The organism is Fictibacillus phosphorivorans (genome assembly GCF_023715845.1).
Classification (GTDB): domain Bacteria; phylum Bacillota; class Bacilli; order Bacillales; family Fictibacillaceae; genus Fictibacillus; species Fictibacillus phosphorivorans_D.
The window spans coordinates 1-16,297 of the sequence record NZ_JAMBOR010000004.1 but is presented as its reverse complement, the minus strand read 5'-3'; the positions used below and the strand labels follow the sequence as shown (position 1 = coordinate 16,297).

The window sequence follows — 16,297 nt, the reverse complement described above, 5'->3', positions numbered from 1 at the left end:
TTCGTTGATAAAATAGATTGAAGTGAGCATCCTATTACGGAAATTCAGACAACAATTTCTTTTCCGTTTCGAACAATTTTATTGCATTTTCATAAAAATATTAGCAGAATAGAAAACGGTGATAAACGCCTTTTGTTTTCAGTATTGTGTATAGAGATGAGGCGATGTTAGTTTGAATAGACCTATAGGCGTAATAGATTCAGGAGTAGGCGGGTTAACCGTTGTAAGAGAGCTTATGAAACAGCTCCCAAAAGAAGAAATCATTTATTTGGGTGATACTAAACGATGCCCGTATGGTCCAAGACCTTTTGAAGAAGTAAGAAAATTCACTTGGGAAATGATCGACTATCTTATAAAACAGGAGATTAAGTTACTCGTAATCGCATGCAATACAGCTACGGCTGCAGTTTTAGATGAAGCGAAGAAGAAGCTTAATATCCCTGTTATTGGAGTTATACACCCTGGAGCACGATCGGCCTTAAAAGCAACAAAAAATAACCATGTAGGTGTTATAGGCACGATAGGAACGGTTAATAGTGGAGCATATAAACAAGCCCTTCAGCAGATCCGCAGCGATGTGATCGTAGAGAGTTTAGCATGTCCTTTATTTGTTCCCCTTGTTGAACAAGGAAGACTTTCAGGAGAAGAAACTTTGAATGCTGTCTCTGAATCTTTGTATCCTCTTAAGGATGTTTCAATCGATACGCTGATTTTAGGATGTACTCATTATCCCTTATTACGTCCTGTCATTCAGCGCGTAATGGGTGATCATATCAAAATTTTATGTTCTGGGGCAGAGACGGCCCGTGAGGTTTCAGTCATCCTTGATCATAGTGGAATTTTGAACACAGGGGAAAAGAAGCCGGTCCACAGATTCTTAGCGACCGCACAAAGCAGCCAGTTTTTAAAAATAGCCAACCATTGGCTTAATACAAAAATAGATCAGGTAGAATGTATAACGCTATAAAAATGAGCAGTCTCACAGTTTTGTGATTCTGCTTTTTTTGTGCTTCTAAAAAGTGTAGCTTTTATATTTCTTCATGAAAGAACAATCAAAGATATGAAAACGATCTTTTATTTTTTGTACAAGTGGTCTATCAGAAGAAGATAGCTCGTATACATAGTAGTACAAACCACTTGAGGAGGGAAAGTATGCGCAAAATCATGAAGTCAGGGGCTCCGCTGCTTTTATTATCGGTTTCGTTACTGGTATCAGGCTGCGGGTTAGGGGGAGAGAAAGCAGGATCTGAGCTTGATCCCCCAAAAGTGAATTACGTTAAGGAAGAAAAGTCGCTTGATAAAAAAGAAAAAACAGCTAAAGCTGAGAACTCTCAAAAGAGACAGCTGTTTTTATTCGATTCAAACGGTATGGTTGTACCTCAAGTACTCGCTTTGCCGAAAAACGATGAAACAGCCAAACAGGTGCTTCAATATCTTGTAAAAGATGGTCCGGTAAGCAATATTTTACCGAATGGCTTTCAAGCAGTATTGCCTGCAGATACGGAAGTTCTATCAGTGAATATCAAAAAGGGAACTGCGACTGCAAACTTTTCAAAAGAGTTTTCTGAGTATAATGCGAAGGATGAAATGAAGATTCTTCAAGCCATTACATTTACACTTACACAGTTCGATAATATTAACAAAGTGAAGATACAGATCGAAGGCAAAGATCAAAAATCGATGCCTGTGAATAATACGCCAGTGGGTGAAGGTGTAAGCCGGGTGGATGGAATTAACCTTGAGAACGGCAGTGTCGCCGATATTACAAACAGTGAACTTGTGACACTTTACTTTTTAGCCCAGACACAAGATCAGACTTACTATGTGCCTGTTACCCGGCGTGTAGCGAAAGAAGGAACGGATAAGGTCACAGCAACCATCGAACATCTGATAGACGGGCCTTCAGCGGAAAGCAATCTGCTCACTGATTTTAGAACAGATGTAAAACTATTAAGTACGCCTGTTGTAGAAGATGGTGTGGTCACCCTTAATTTCAATGGTGCTGTACTAGATAATAAAGAAGAAAGCATGATTGCGGATGAAGTCCTAAATTCAATCGTCCTTTCTTTAACTGAACTCCCTGAGGTTAATAAAGTAGCGATAAAAGTAAACGGAAAGTCTAAGATCTTTACTGAAAAAGGTAAAGAGATTACTGCTCCAGTCTCCCGTCCGAAAGAAGTTAATACAGGTGAATTTTAAATCAGCAAACGATGTGATAAAGTAAAGAGACGAGAAAATCGTCTCTTTTTTTATGATTTATTACAAGGTGATTTAGGGGCGATGATAGTGGAGGACAATATATGAAAATTTTAATCGCAACAAAAAACACAGGAAAAGTTAAAGAGTTTCAAGCGATGTTCAAAGACTTAGGTATCGAAGTCCTTTCATTGCTGGACATAAAAAATAGCCCAGATGTCGAAGAAACAGGGGTTACATTTGACGAAAATGCGATTATTAAGGCAGAAGCCATTTGTTCCATGATGAATATTCCCGTTATCGCTGACGATTCTGGTTTGGAAGTAGATGCACTAGAAGGAAGACCTGGCGTTTATTCGGCAAGATATGCGGGAAGCGAGAAAAGTGATGAGGCTAACATGGATAAAGTATTAAAAGAAATGAGTGATGTTGCAAAGCCAGATCGGACAGCACGTTTTGTCTGTGCATTAGCTTTTGCTAGACCCGAAAAGAAAACATTTGTCGTAAGAGGAACTTGCGAAGGTGAAATCTTGTCAGAGAGACGAGGGAATGAAGGGTTTGGATATGATCCAATTTTCTACCTTCCACAACTCAATTGTTCCATGGCAGAGTTGTCGAAAGAAGAAAAGAATAAAATCAGCCACAGAGCTGTCGCTTTGAAAAAATTAAAAGATTTTATCAGCAAGGAGGACATGCTATGGCAAAGGCCTTGATTGTTAGTGACAGTCATGGACTAAGAGAAGAACTAATAACGATAAAAAAACGCCATGAAGATGAAATTAATCTGCTCATTCATTGCGGAGATTCTGAACTTGAAACGGATGCAAGAGAATTATCTGGGTATGTTACAGTAAGAGGAAATATGGACTTTATTGGAAAAGACTTTCCAAACGAAGCGATAGAGATGCTAGGAGATAAGTGTGTGTATATTACTCACGGACATCTTTATGATGTGAAAATGTCTCATATGGCCCTAGCATACAGAGCAGAAGAAACAGGAGCAAGTTTTGCTTGCTTCGGCCATTCACATGTTGCTGAAGCATACGAACGAGAAGGTATGATTTTTATTAATCCAGGAAGTATAAGACTTCCTAGGGGAACGTTTGAAAAGACTTATGCTATATTAGAGGTTAATGAAGGCAATACGTCAGTTGTTTTTTATTCTTTAGACGGAAAGCGGATCGATCATCTTTCTAAAGAATTTAAGTAAAGTCACAAAAAACTTTAAAGAAATGGGTTGACTCTTTTGTGGATATCATGTATATTAAATTATGTCGTCGCGACAAGATCTAATATGTCTGCGGGTGTAGTTTAGTGGTAAAACAAGAGCCTTCCAAGCTCTGGTCGTGAGTTCGATTCTCATCACCCGCTCCATTTGTTTTTCTCACGTTCAAATGGCACAAAAGAGTTACATCTGAAGTTTACAGATCTTACATTTAAAATGCATGTTATAAAAAACATATTTGTCTCCACGGTCGACAGGTGGAACAAATCACTGTGTGCCCGCAGCGCATGGTAATTGCGGAAAGCGCATTGCTATGCGAAAGGGGCTCCAATACATATGTCCCAGTAGCTCAGCTGGATAGAGCATACGCCTTCTAAGCGTACGGTCGGGAGTTCGAATCTCTCCTGGGACGCCATCATATATTACATAACCAAACACGTTTCGTGTCCTCCATTAAAGGATGCGGAGCGTGTTTTTTTATGTCTTTTTATTTTTCTCACATAAAGTTGAAAGCGCTTCAAAAATGTTTACAAAAGTAGACGTGAATTTCATTTTTCCCTTAACCATGGGCATGTAAGCGCGTACAAAATATCAGAATTGTCAGAATTAAATATTTTTATCAAAATTCATGGTTGACCCTAGAGCGATAGGGGCGTAATATTATCAACAATTATTAATTGTATTTAAAAAATTCTAATAATTCATTTTTGAAGTAAAGGAGGATCACGATGCAGGAGCAATGGGTTTATGTTAATGGTGAGTACGTATTAAAAGACGATGCAAAAGTTTCAGTTTATGATCATGGTTTTTTATATGGAGATGGGGTGTTTGAAGGCATTCGCGTCTACAATGGCAACGTGTATCGATTAGAGGAACATTTGCAGCGTTTATACGAATCTGCTCAATCCATTATGTTAAACATTCCACACACTAAAGAAGAGTTAACGAACATCATTGTAGAAACGCTCCAGAAAAACAAATATCGTGATGCTTATATCCGATTAGTTGTTTCACGAGGAAAAGGTAATTTAGGATTAGATCCGTTCACATGCGGAAAGCCTGGAGTCATTGTAATCACAGAGCAGCTAGCTCTTTTTCCTAAAAAACTTTATGAAACAGGTCTTGAAATCATTACGGTTGCCAGCAGAAGAAACAGACCTGATGTATTAAGTCCTAAAGTTAAATCATTGAATTACTTAAATAATATCTTAGTAAAAATTGAAGCTAGCCTAGCAGGCGTTAGTGAAGCCTTGATGCTTAATGATCAAGGATATGTAGCAGAGGGATCTGCTGATAATGTTTTTATCGTTAAAGGAAACACGATTAAAACGCCTCCAGGGTACTTAGGTGCCCTAGAAGGAATTACGAGAAACGCTATCGTAGAGATCGCAAAGGAACTTGGATACAACATGGTTGAAGAGCCTTTTACAAGACACGATGTGTACGTAGCGGATGAAGTTTTCCTTACAGGAACAGCTGCTGAAGTCATTGCGGTAGTGAAGGTTGATGGAAGGGTGATCGGAAATGGAGCACCCGGTGAACACACAAATAAACTATTAGAAGCCTTCAGAAAGAAAGTCGTTGAAGAAGGTGTGAAGGTTTATTCAGGACAGACCGTGCAAGCAGGATAATCGTAGTATAGGAGTGTTTCGAACATGCGCAGTAATATGATCAAACAAGGTGTCGACCGAGCCCCGCATAGAAGTCTTCTCCACGCAGCGGGTGTAGCACCAGAAGATATGGATAAACCATTTATCGGTGTTTGTAATTCCTATGTTGATATTATTCCGGGGCACATGCATTTAAACAAAGTAGGTGAATGGGTTAAGGAAGCGATCAGGGAAGCTGGTGGAATCCCATTCGAATTCAACACGATCGGTGTTGATGATGGTATCGCGATGGGACATATCGGTATGAGGTATTCCCTCCCAAGTAGAGAAGTCATTGCTGATGCCGCAGAAACGGTCATCAATGCTCATTGGTTCGATGGAGTCTTTTATATTCCAAACTGTGACAAGATTACACCTGGAATGCTTATGGCAGCCGTACGTACGAATGTACCGGCAGTATTCGTTTCAGGTGGACCGATGGAAGCTGGTAAATCAATGGCAGGCAAGTCACTATCACTTGCTTCCGTTTTCGAGGGTGTTGGCTCTCATTTAGCCGGAAAAATGACCCGAGAAGAGTTGCTGGAGCTTGAAACAAGTGCATGTCCCACATGCGGATCTTGTTCAGGAATGTTTACAGCAAACAGTATGAATTCAATTATGGAAATGCTGGGGATTACATTGCCGGGTAACGGTACAATTGTAGCGACCTCAGATGAGCGAAGAGCCCTCATTCGTGATGCGGCCCACTCTCTCATGGATCTGGTAAAAGAAAATGTTCGTCCTCGAGATATCATTACGAAAGAAGCGATTGATGATGCTTTTGCACTCGATATGGCGATGGGTGGTTCGACGAACACTGTTCTTCATATGCTTGCAATAGCAAATGAAGCTGAGATCGATTATGACCTGACAAGAATTAATGAGATCGCTGAAAGAATTCCTTATTTATCTAAGATTTCTCCTGCTTCTGATTATTCCATGCAGGATGTTCACCGGGCTGGCGGTGTAAGTGCAATCATCAATGAACTTTGTAAGTTAGAAGGCGCTATTCATAATGACCGTATAACCATATCCGGTAAAACTCTTGAAGAGAGAGTTCGTGATGCAGAGATCTTAGACGACGATGTAATTCGCCGAAAGGACAATGCTTATTCACCAGTTGGGGGGTTATCCATCTTATATGGAAACTTAGCACCAGATGGTTGTGTAATAAAAGTTGGAGCGGTGGACCCTTCGATTAAGACATTTCAAGGAGAAGCTATTGTCTATGAGTCTCAGGATGAAGCGATTAAAGGAATCAACAACGGTGAAGTACGAGAAGGGCATGTTGTAGTCATACGCTATGAAGGTCCTAAAGGTGGACCGGGCATGCCTGAGATGCTTTCTCCTACATCTGCTATAGCAGGGATGGGATTAAGTACAAAAGTCGCTCTCATAACAGACGGACGCTTTTCAGGAGCATCCAGGGGGATTTCAATCGGTCATATCTCACCGGAAGCAGCTCAAGGAGGTCCGATTGCCTTCATCGAAAGTGGAGACCCGATTTTAATCGATTTAATCAATCGGTCCATTCATGTAATGCTGACAGAAGATGAGTTGAACGAAAGAAAAGAGAACTGGGTTAAACCTGAACCCAAAATCAAAAAAGGTTATTTAGCCAGATACGCTGCTTTAGTAACTTCAGCTAATACTGGCGGGATCTTAAAAATTTAAAACCACAAAACGATGACGGAGAACAATGGTAGATGAGGAATACACAGAGAGCCGGGTTGCTGTGAGCCGGTTATTCCAAATACCAGGACATCCCTCCTGAGTGTCCTTTTGAAAAATAACTTGAGTAGGAAGGGCCAAGCGATGATTCAATATTTTATTTATCGCTTGTTATCAAATGACGGCTTGTCCGTCATGAGGCGGAGTCTTCTTGAAGACACTGCGAAGAAGGGTGGTACCGTGAAAATGAACTTTTTCACCCCTTTGGATAGGATATTCCTGTCCATTTGGGTGGAGAAGTTTTTTTATTGGCTGTTTTCTAAATTTTTGCTCTATTTATGCGCTGCATGGACTAGTTGATTGGAGTGACAAATTAAGAGGAAACAGCCCCTCCAAGTAGGAGAAAGCCTTTTAAAATAAAATGGTTCAAAAGATGAAGGAGGAATGAAAATGAAGGCCAGTTGGGTGGCTGAACAAAAAACTGTTGAATCTTCATTAGTCTCTGGCGCTGAACTATTTATTCAAGGACTGCAGAATGAAAAGGTAGACGTGGTTTTTGGGTATCCAGGAGGTGCAGTGCTTCCCATATATGATGCTCTTTACAAAGCAGAAATGAAGCATGTACTGACACGGCATGAACAAGGTGCAATACACGCAGCTCAAGGGTATGCGAGAGTGACTGGAAAACCAGGTGTGGTACTTGCCACGTCCGGTCCGGGTGCTACCAATCTTGTAACAGGTATTGCTGATGCCATGATCGATTCGATCCCTCTTGTTATATTTACTGGGCAAGTCGCAACAAAAGTTATAGGAACGGATGCTTTTCAAGAAGCAGATATTGTAGGGATTACAATGCCGATCACAAAGCACAACTATCAGGTGCAGAAAGCGGAGGATCTGCCGCGGATCATGAAAGAAGCTTTCCATATTGCGAACACCGGCAGAAAAGGACCTGTGTTGATCGATATCCCAAAAGACATCGCTGTAAACCAGGCTCCTTTAAAAGAGGTTTCAGACCTTCATCTCCCTGGCTATCAGCCGACAATGAAACCGAACATCCTCCAAGTAAAAAGGCTGAACGAAGCCTTGCAGGTTGCAAAAAAGCCCGTACTCCTTACTGGAGCAGGAGTACTTGCAGCTAGAGCAGAGGAAGAACTACTGGCTTTTGCTGAATATTATCAGATTCCTGTGGTTCAAACATTATTAGGACTTGGAGGGTTCCCGGCAGATCATCCTTTATGTTATGGAATGGCTGGGATGCATGGCACATATGCCGCAAATATGGCCCTTTATGATTGTGATCTGCTAATCGGGATCGGTGCTAGGTTTGATGACAGACTGACCGGAAACCTTGATCATTTTGCAAAAAAAGCGGTCGTTGCCCATATTGATATTGATCCAGCGGAAATCGGAAAGAACATACCAACAGAGATCCCTATTGTTGGATGTGCGAAAGAAACATTGAAAGCTTTAAATCAGACACAAGGTGAAAAAAGCAATTTTAATGACTGGGTGATTCAACTTTCCAAATACCGAAGCGAACTGCCTCTCACCTATAAATCGAATGAAAAAGAATTAAAACCGCAAAAATTGATGGAAATTTTGCACGAAGTCACAAAAGGTGCCGCCATCGTATCGACAGATGTTGGACAGCATCAGATGTGGGCAGCGCAATATTATACGTTTTCAACTTCAAACAGATGGATTACATCTGGCGGGTTAGGAACGATGGGCTTTGGCTTCCCTGCAGCAATTGGAGCCAAGGTAGGAAGACCAGATCTTCCGGTAATCGCCGTTGTAGGAGACGGAGGATTTCAGATGACCCTGCAAGAACTGGGTGTTCTCCAAGATTGGGAACTGCCTGTAATCGTAGTGATTGTAAACAACAAATCACTTGGTATGGTTCGGCAGTGGCAAGAGATCTTTTACGAAAAGAGGTACTCACATTCGCTCCTAGATATCCAGCCTGATTTTGTGAAACTCGCTGCAGCATACGGCATTGAAGGCAAACGGGCTGAAAATGAAGAGGAAGTAAGGGAGGCCTTAGAGGCTGCTCTATCATCAAAAAAACCTTTTGTTTTAGATTGCGCCGTAACAGCTGATGAAAATGTATATCCGATGATTGCTCCAGGTAAAGGACTTCATGAAATGATTGGAGTGAGAGGATGAGACGTATTATCTCCGCAACCGTGTTAAACGAAAGCGGTGTTCTAAATCGGTTAACGGGGTTGCTGACGAAGAGACAGTTCAACATTGAAAACATTACCGTTGGACATACAGAAGATCCTGCTGTTTCAAAAGTGACTTTGACCGTTTGGGTTGAAGATGACAGAAAAGCTGAGCAGTTGGTTAAACAGCTTCATAAACAGATCAATATCTTAAAAGTTCGTGATCTCACGAATATGGCTCTTGTTTCAAGAGAGTTGGCACTCATCAAAGTTTTGACCACGCCGGATACGCGAAGTGAGATCAAGATGCTGATTGAACCATTCAGGGCTACAGTTCTCGATGTTTCGTTGGAGAACGTTACGCTCGAAGTAACAGGTGACAGTGAAAAAGTAGATGCACTGATCGAGTTGTTAAGACCATATGGAATCAAAGAGATTTCAAGAACGGGTCTAACAGCGATCCCAAGAGGAACACAAAAGAAAGTTTTAGAGCTTCATCCCTATTCTATTATGTAAAGGAGATTATTAAAAATGGCTAAAGTATATTACGAAAACGATCTAACAAACGATGTATTAAAAAACAAGAAGGTAGCAGTAGTTGGGTATGGATCACAAGGACACGCACACGCATTGAACTTAAAAGACTCGGGCTATGATGTTGTAGTTGGTGTACGGGAAGGTAGATCTTTTGATGAAGCAGTTAAAGACGGATTTGAAGTATATCCTGTTCGCGAGGCAGCACGTCAAGCAGATGTAGTAATGGTATTGCTTCCAGATGAAAGACAGCCTGAAGTATATAAAAATGAAATCCTTCCAGAGCTTTCTCCAGGAAATGCACTCGTGTTTGCACATGGATTCAATGTTCATTATCACCAAGTTGTACCGCCTCAAGATGTGGATGTGTTCTTGGTTGCTCCTAAAGGTCCAGGACATCTAGTACGCAGAACGTTTGAAGCGGGTGAAGGTGTTCCTGCATTGTTTGCAATCTATCAAGATGCTACAGGTACCGCTAGAGAAACAGCTCTTTCGTATGCGAAAGGTATCGGTTCTGCTCGTGCTGGTGTATTGGAAACAAGCTTCCAGGAAGAAACAGAAACTGATTTGTTTGGAGAACAGGCTGTCCTTTGTGGAGGATTGTCATCACTTGTTAAAGCGGGCTTTGAAACACTTACAGAAGCGGGATATCAGCCAGAGGTTGCCTACTTCGAATGTTTGCACGAGTTAAAGCTGATCGTTGACCTAATGTATGAAGGTGGATTAGAAGGAATGAGACATTCGATCTCTGACACAGCGCAATGGGGAGATTTTCAGTCAGGACCACGTGTGATCGATGGCAGAGTAAAAGAATCGATGAAGGAAGTTTTAAAAGATGTTCAGAACGGAGAGTTTGCTAAGAATTGGATCTTAGAGAACCAAGCGAATCGTCCGGTATTCCATGTCGTGAACTATCAAGAGAAAAATCACCCAATCGAAAAAGTTGGGAGGGAATTACGTGCGATGATGCCATTCGTTAAAGCAAAACAGAAGAAGGAGGCTGTCGTCAGTGCGAAAAATTGAAATCTTTGATACAACACTTCGTGATGGAGAACAAACAGCAGGGGTTAATCTAAATACAGAAGAAAAGATAGAGATTGCTAAAAGACTTGAACGATTAGGTGTGGATGTTATGGAGGCTGGCTTTCCTGCAGCCTCCAAAGGAGATCTAGAAGCTGTAAAAAAAGTAGCCTCTATTATTAAAAATTCGTCTGTGACTGGATTGGCGAGATCGAATCAATCAGATATCGATCACGCATGGGAAGCACTGAAAGTATCTGCAGAACCTAGACTGCATATATTCTTAGCAACTTCACCGATTCATATGACATACAAACTGAAAAAAACACCTGATCAAGTCGTAGAAACGGCCGTTGAAGCTGTTAAGTACGCAAAGAAGAAATTCCCGGTTGTTCAATGGTCTGCAGAAGATGCGTGTAGATCAGATCTTGTTTTTCTTGCGCGGATTGTGGAAGAAGTAATTGATGCAGGAGCAAGCGTTATCAATATTCCGGATACAGTAGGATTCACGAATCCTGAAGAATACGGAAAAATATTTCAGTATTTGATTAAGAACGTACCGAATATACAGCAAGCTGTTTTATCTGCTCATTGTCATGATGATCTCGGAATGGCGGTAGCGAATTCACTCTCTGCTGTTGAAAATGGAGCGGACCAGATCGAATGTACAATCAATGGAATCGGAGAAAGAGCTGGCAACGCATCCTTAGAAGAAATTGCAGTAGCGCTAGCCATTCGAGAAGATTTTTACCAGGCAAAAACCAATCTGAAGTTGAACGAGATCAGTCGTACGAGTCAGCTAGTAAGCCGTCTTACGGGAATTGCGGTTCCTCCAAATAAAGCAGTGGTGGGCAAGAATGCATTTGCTCATGAGTCTGGGATTCATCAAGATGGCATGCTCAAAGAAAAGTCGACTTATGAAATCATTACCCCTGAACTCGTCGGAGTACCTTCTAATCAGTTAGTACTTGGCAAGCATTCCGGTCGTCATGCCTTTAGGGATTATTTAGCCAAGTTAGGATTTCAGCCAGAAGAGAGCAAATTAAAAGCTTTGTTTGATGATTTCAAACTACTTGCTGACCGAAAAAAGGAAATGACAGAAGAGGACATCTTCGCCCTATTGATCGATCATCGGATCCAGCCTGAAGTGCCTCTTTATCAATTAAAAGATATACAAGTGAACTATGGGACGAACCAAATCCCTACGGCAACATTAAGACTTCTAACCCCTGATGGAAAGGTCATTCAAGATGCTGCAACAGGTTCTGGAAGCGTAGAAGCGATTTATAACACACTCGGAAAAATGCTTCCATCCTCGCTGAAATTGAATGATTATCGAATTCAATCTGTAGGAGCTGGCAGGGATGCACTTGCTCAAGTATTTGTACAGATTGTCTGTGATGGCAAAGAAGTTAACGGAAGCGGAACGGCACAGGATGTCCTTGAAGCTTCAGCAAAAGCTTACGTTCATGCGTTCAATAAACTTCAGCTTCATTCTGATAAGACGAATTATGAAAAAATGAGTATTTAAACTAGGGAGGGAAGTTAGATGAAAAAGAAGATAACGGTATTACCTGGAGACGGAATCGGTCCTGAAGTGATGAAAGGTGTTCTGCAAGTTTTAGAAGGTGTGGCGGCAAGGTTCGGTCACGAATTTCAAACGACAGAAAAATTGTTTGGTGGGGCAGCCATTGATCATGAAGGAAAACCACTTCCCGAAGATACGCTAGAAGCTTGTAAAAATAGTGATGCTGTCCTCTTAGGAGCGGTCGGTGGACCGAAATGGGACGGTCAAAACGTAAGACCTGAACAAGGACTTTTAGCTTTAAGAAAAGAATTGAATGTTTTTGCTAATATTAGGCCCGTTACTGTTTTTCCAGGTCTTGAAAATCTATCTCCCCTTAAAACAGACAGAGTAAAAGGTTCGGATTTTGTATTTGTAAGAGAATTAACGGGCGGCATCTATTTTTCAGAGCCGAAAACACGAGATGAAAAACAAGCGGTTGATACACTTGCTTATACGAGAGAAGAAATTACAAGAATCATTGAAAAAGCGTATGAATTGGCAAGAGTGAGAAGGAAGAAAGTTACCTCAGTTGATAAGGCGAATGTGCTAGAGACGAGTAAGCTGTGGAGAGAAGTTGTTGAAGAAACAGCTAAGAAATATAGTGATGTTGAAACAGAGCATCTACTAGTAGACTACGCAGCGATGAGGATGATCAGCCATCCGTCAAGTTTTGATGTTGTTGTAACTGAGAACATGTTTGGTGACATTTTATCTGATGAAGCATCAGTTATCCCAGGATCTCTAGGGATGATGCCTTCTGCTTCAGTAAGCCAAGAAGGACCAGGACTATATGAACCGATTCATGGTTCTGCTCCTGATATTGCGGGGAGTGGGAAAGCAAATCCTATTGGCATGATACTAAGTGCCGCTATGATGCTTCGCCATTCGTTCAACCTTGAAAAAGAAGCTGCTGCTGTTGAATTGGCTGTATTTGAGACATTGCAAGCCGGTTACCGAACGCAGGACATTTATGATGGAACAGGCAATCTAGTTTCTACAAAAGAAATGGTCAATCAGATTCACTTTAGAATGATTGAAGATTCAACAAGTGCGACACTTCTTGAGGTGTATGTGTAGGAAGGGAGGCGCCAGCCATTGGGTAAAACAATAATAGATAAATTGTGGGAAAGTCATGTTGTAGCAAAAGAAGTGAATAAACCCGACCTCTTATATATTGATCTTCATCTGCTTCATGAAGTAACGTCTCCCCAGGCGTTTGCTGGTTTAAGAGAAAAGAACAGAAAGGTAAGAAGACCGGATTTGTGTTTCGCCACTATGGATCATAATATCCCGACCGTAGACCGGTTTAACATTAAAGATGAAACTTCTCGCCTTCAAGTAGAGACGCTCGAAAAAAACTGCGAGGAATTTGGAATAAAACTAGAGGGGCTAGATTCTCAAAAACAAGGAATCGTACATGTTATTGGTCCAGAATTAGGGCTTACCCTTCCAGGTAAAACCATCGTTTGTGGTGATAGTCATACTTCAACACATGGTGCATTTGGAGCACTTGCGTTTGGAATTGGGACCAGTGAAGTCGAGCATGTTCTAGCAACGCAAACACTATGGCAGAACAAGCCAAAGCAGATGAACGTAAAGATTGAAGGAGAACTAGGCTACGGAGTTACGGCCAAAGATGTAATTCTATGGTTTATTGCTAAATATGGAACAAACGCAGGAACAGGTCATATCATCGAATTCTCAGGAAGTACGGTTCGTAGTTTTACGATGGAAGAGAGAATGACGCTTTGTAATATGTCGATTGAAGCAGGTGCAAAAGCTTCAGTAGTCGCCCCGGATGAAAAAACATTCGCCTATATGGATGGGAAAGCTTACGCACCAAAAGGAAATGAATTTAAGGAAAAGTGCCAAGAGTGGAAGAATCTCGCTACAGATGAGGATGCAGTATTTGATCAAGTCATAGAGATTAATGCTGCTGACATTGAACCTATGATCACATGGGGAACGACTCCATCCATGTGTTTACCGGTAAGCGGTCAGATTCCAACAGCTGAATCTGCTTCATCAGCAGAGGAAAAGCAATCGATCAAAAATGCACTTTCTTACATGGGCTTTAAGGGTCATGAAAAATTGGAAAATGTTGAAGTCCAGCATGTTTTTATCGGGTCATGCACGAATTCTCGGTTAAGTGACCTCTTAGAGGCATCAGCTTTGGTTAAAGGTAAAGAAGTGCACCCTGGTGTGAGGGCGATTGTTGTCCCAGGGTCACAATCGGTTAAAAAAGAAGCAGAAAGCCTCGGGATACACCAAATCTTTTTAGATGCTGGTTTTGAATGGCGAGATTCTGGATGCTCCATGTGTTTGGGCATGAATGATGACATTGTTCCTGAAGGTGAAAGATGCGCGTCTACTTCAAACCGAAACTTTGCAGGGAGACAAGGGAAGGGAGCAAGAACACATCTCGTTAGTCCGATAATGGCTGCAGCTGCTGCCATTCATGGGAAATTTACGGATGTCCGTTCGATGCTTCAAAATCAAAATCCGGAGGTGGACCGATATGTCGGGATTTAAAACACATACGGGCAAAGCCGCTTCCCTCAAAAGGGATCATGTGGATACAGATCAGATCATCCCCAAACAATTTTTAAAAAAAATTGATAAAGCAGGGTACGGAGAATTTTTGTTCTATGACTGGAGATATCATTCTCAAGATCAAGAAAACCCGGATTTTGAACTAAATAAAGAAGAAACAAAAGGTTCTTCTATCCTAATAACCGGCCAGAACTTTGGATGCGGTTCATCGAGAGAGCACGCCCCTTGGGCGCTTAAAGATTATGGGTTTCATGTTATCATTGCAGAAAGTTTTGCAGATATCTTTTTTAATAACTGTGTAAAAAACGGAATCTTGCCAATCAGGCTTTCTGAAAAAGAGATTCAGCAATTATACACCGACGGTTCTGACACGGTTATCAATCAGTTGACCGTCAATCTAGAAGACCAGCAAGTCATTAATGAACAAGGTGATCGATTTGATTTTGATTTCGATCCATACTGGAAAAAGATGCTCATTAACGGCTGGGACGAAATTTCGGTAACACTTCAATATGAAGATAAAATAAAACAGTATGAGAAGGAAAGGATAGTGAGTTGACATGGGGATTTAACATTCACGAATGAAAAATTATTTCATGCGATGGAGGAAGTCTCGAAGATTGCACACCGTACCCCTTTGAAACAATCTGCTACTTTAAATAAGTGGACGGGCGGCAAGGTCTATATGAAGTTGGAAAACCTCCAAAAAACAGGATCCTTCAAATTAAGAGGCGCTTATTATAAAGTATCAACTCTTAATGACTTTGAAGCGGCAAGAGGTGTTATCGCAGCATCTGCAGGAAATCATGCTCAAGGATTGGCTCTCTCTTGTTCGAAGCGAGGTATCAAGTCAAAAATCTTTATGCCGGAAAATGCTCCTCTCTCTAAAATAGAAGCCGTAAAATCTTATGGAGCAGATATCGTATTGCAAGGAGAAAACTATCAAGCTGCCTTTGAAGCTGCAAAAAAAGAAGAACAAATAAACGGATCGAAATTTGTTCATGCCTTCGATGACTATGATGTCATTGCGGGTCAAAGTACAGTGGGACTTGAAATGCTGCAGCAGAAACCTGAATTGAAGTCGATCATCGTTCCTGTTGGTGGAGGAGGTCTTTTAGCTGGTATCAGTTTAGCCGTTAAAAGGCTGAGACCGGACGTCCGTGTCATCGGGGTACAATCGGCAAATGCGAGTGCTGTTCATCAATCTTTCACAGGTTCGAATGTTAAAACATTGTCTCGTCCATCCATAGCAGATGGAATCGCGGTGAAAAAACCTGGAGAACTCACGGTTCCCTTAATAAGAAAATACGTAGACGATATGGTTACAGTAACAGAAGAACAGATCGCCTTTGCGATGATGTTCATGCTGGAGCGTGAGAAAATCGTCGTCGAAGGTGCTGGTGCGGCAAGCCTGGCAGCCGTATTATTCCACAATCATCTTGTGGATGACCAAAAAGTAGGTGTGATTTTAAGTGGGGGCAATGTTGATCCTCATAAATGGTCACAATACAAAGAGCTAGCTGATAAACTGAACATGAAAAGAATCAGCTGAAAGTAAAAACTCTTAAAGGAGCACTCCTTTAAGAGTTTCAGAACGTAGACAAACCCCATTTCAACTTTGTTGAAAATGGGGTTTGTGTTGTTTTTAAGTATTATTTTTGAATAAACACACCTGGATTAAACTGGACATGGCCCTCGCCATGTCCAGTTTGCC

The 16,297-nt window shown here is 41.4% G+C and carries 14 protein-coding genes and 2 tRNA genes; all 16 read left to right on the top strand.

Features of this window, described 5'->3' with window-relative positions:
- The first annotated feature begins 172 nt into the window (after positions 1-172).
- A complete protein-coding gene (racE, locus tag M3206_RS04640) occupies positions 173-967 on the top strand; it encodes a glutamate racemase (RefSeq protein ID WP_251311330.1) in 795 nt (264 codons plus the stop codon).
- Between the two features lie 185 nt (positions 968-1,152).
- Positions 1,153-2,199 (top strand): GerMN domain-containing protein, encoded by a 1,047-nt coding sequence (locus M3206_RS04635; RefSeq protein WP_251311329.1) that lies wholly within the window; start codon positions 1,153-1,155, stop codon positions 2,197-2,199.
- 101 nt (positions 2,200-2,300) lie between these two features.
- Complete coding sequence (locus M3206_RS04630; RefSeq protein ID WP_251311328.1) at positions 2,301-2,909, top strand: XTP/dITP diphosphatase; 609 nt, start codon at positions 2,301-2,303, stop codon at positions 2,907-2,909.
- Positions 2,894-3,406 (top strand): metallophosphoesterase family protein, encoded by a 513-nt coding sequence (locus M3206_RS04625; RefSeq protein WP_251311327.1) that lies wholly within the window; start codon positions 2,894-2,896, stop codon positions 3,404-3,406. Before M3206_RS04630 ends, M3206_RS04625 begins: the two co-directional genes overlap by 16 nt.
- A 90-nt stretch (positions 3,407-3,496) precedes the next feature.
- A tRNA-Gly gene (locus M3206_RS04620) sits at positions 3,497-3,570 on the top strand.
- Between the two features lie 189 nt (positions 3,571-3,759).
- Positions 3,760-3,836: transfer RNA gene (locus tag M3206_RS04615), tRNA-Arg, on the top strand.
- A gap of 313 nt (positions 3,837-4,149) precedes the next feature.
- Entirely contained in the window at positions 4,150-5,052 is a 903-nt protein-coding gene (ilvE, locus tag M3206_RS04610; RefSeq protein WP_251311326.1) for a branched-chain-amino-acid transaminase, read from the top strand.
- Positions 5,053-5,076: 24 nt separating this feature from the next.
- Complete coding sequence (gene ilvD / locus M3206_RS04605; RefSeq protein WP_251311325.1) at positions 5,077-6,744, top strand: dihydroxy-acid dehydratase; 1,668 nt, start codon at positions 5,077-5,079, stop codon at positions 6,742-6,744.
- A gap of 447 nt (positions 6,745-7,191) precedes the next feature.
- Positions 7,192-8,910: an acetolactate synthase large subunit gene (ilvB, locus tag M3206_RS04600; RefSeq protein WP_251311324.1), complete on the top strand. Its 1,719-nt coding sequence runs from the start codon at positions 7,192-7,194 to the stop codon at positions 8,908-8,910.
- A complete protein-coding gene (gene ilvN / locus M3206_RS04595) occupies positions 8,907-9,425 on the top strand; it encodes an acetolactate synthase small subunit (RefSeq protein WP_251311323.1) in 519 nt (172 codons plus the stop codon). The genes ilvB and ilvN overlap by 4 nt, the downstream gene beginning before the upstream one ends.
- A 15-nt stretch (positions 9,426-9,440) precedes the next feature.
- Positions 9,441-10,466 carry a ketol-acid reductoisomerase gene (ilvC, locus tag M3206_RS04590; protein ID WP_251311322.1) on the top strand — a complete coding sequence of 342 codons (1,026 nt, stop codon included), beginning with the start codon at positions 9,441-9,443 and terminating at the stop codon, positions 10,464-10,466.
- Positions 10,453-11,994 (top strand): 2-isopropylmalate synthase, encoded by a 1,542-nt coding sequence (locus M3206_RS04585; RefSeq protein WP_251311321.1) that lies wholly within the window; start codon positions 10,453-10,455, stop codon positions 11,992-11,994. Before ilvC ends, M3206_RS04585 begins: the two co-directional genes overlap by 14 nt.
- A gap of 18 nt (positions 11,995-12,012) precedes the next feature.
- Positions 12,013-13,107, top strand: a complete 1,095-nt coding sequence (gene leuB / locus M3206_RS04580) for a 3-isopropylmalate dehydrogenase (protein ID WP_251311320.1) — start codon at positions 12,013-12,015, stop codon at positions 13,105-13,107.
- Positions 13,108-13,125: 18 nt separating this feature from the next.
- Positions 13,126-14,562, top strand: coding sequence for a 3-isopropylmalate dehydratase large subunit (gene leuC, locus M3206_RS04575; protein ID WP_251311319.1), 1,437 nt, complete (start codon positions 13,126-13,128; stop codon positions 14,560-14,562).
- A complete protein-coding gene (gene leuD, locus M3206_RS04570) occupies positions 14,549-15,142 on the top strand; it encodes a 3-isopropylmalate dehydratase small subunit (RefSeq protein WP_251311318.1) in 594 nt (197 codons plus the stop codon). The genes leuC and leuD overlap by 14 nt, the downstream gene beginning before the upstream one ends.
- Positions 15,143-15,184: 42 nt before the next feature.
- Positions 15,185-16,135, top strand: a complete 951-nt coding sequence (gene ilvA, locus M3206_RS04565; RefSeq protein ID WP_251311317.1) for a threonine ammonia-lyase — start codon at positions 15,185-15,187, stop codon at positions 16,133-16,135.
- Positions 16,136-16,297: the final 162 nt, after the last annotated feature.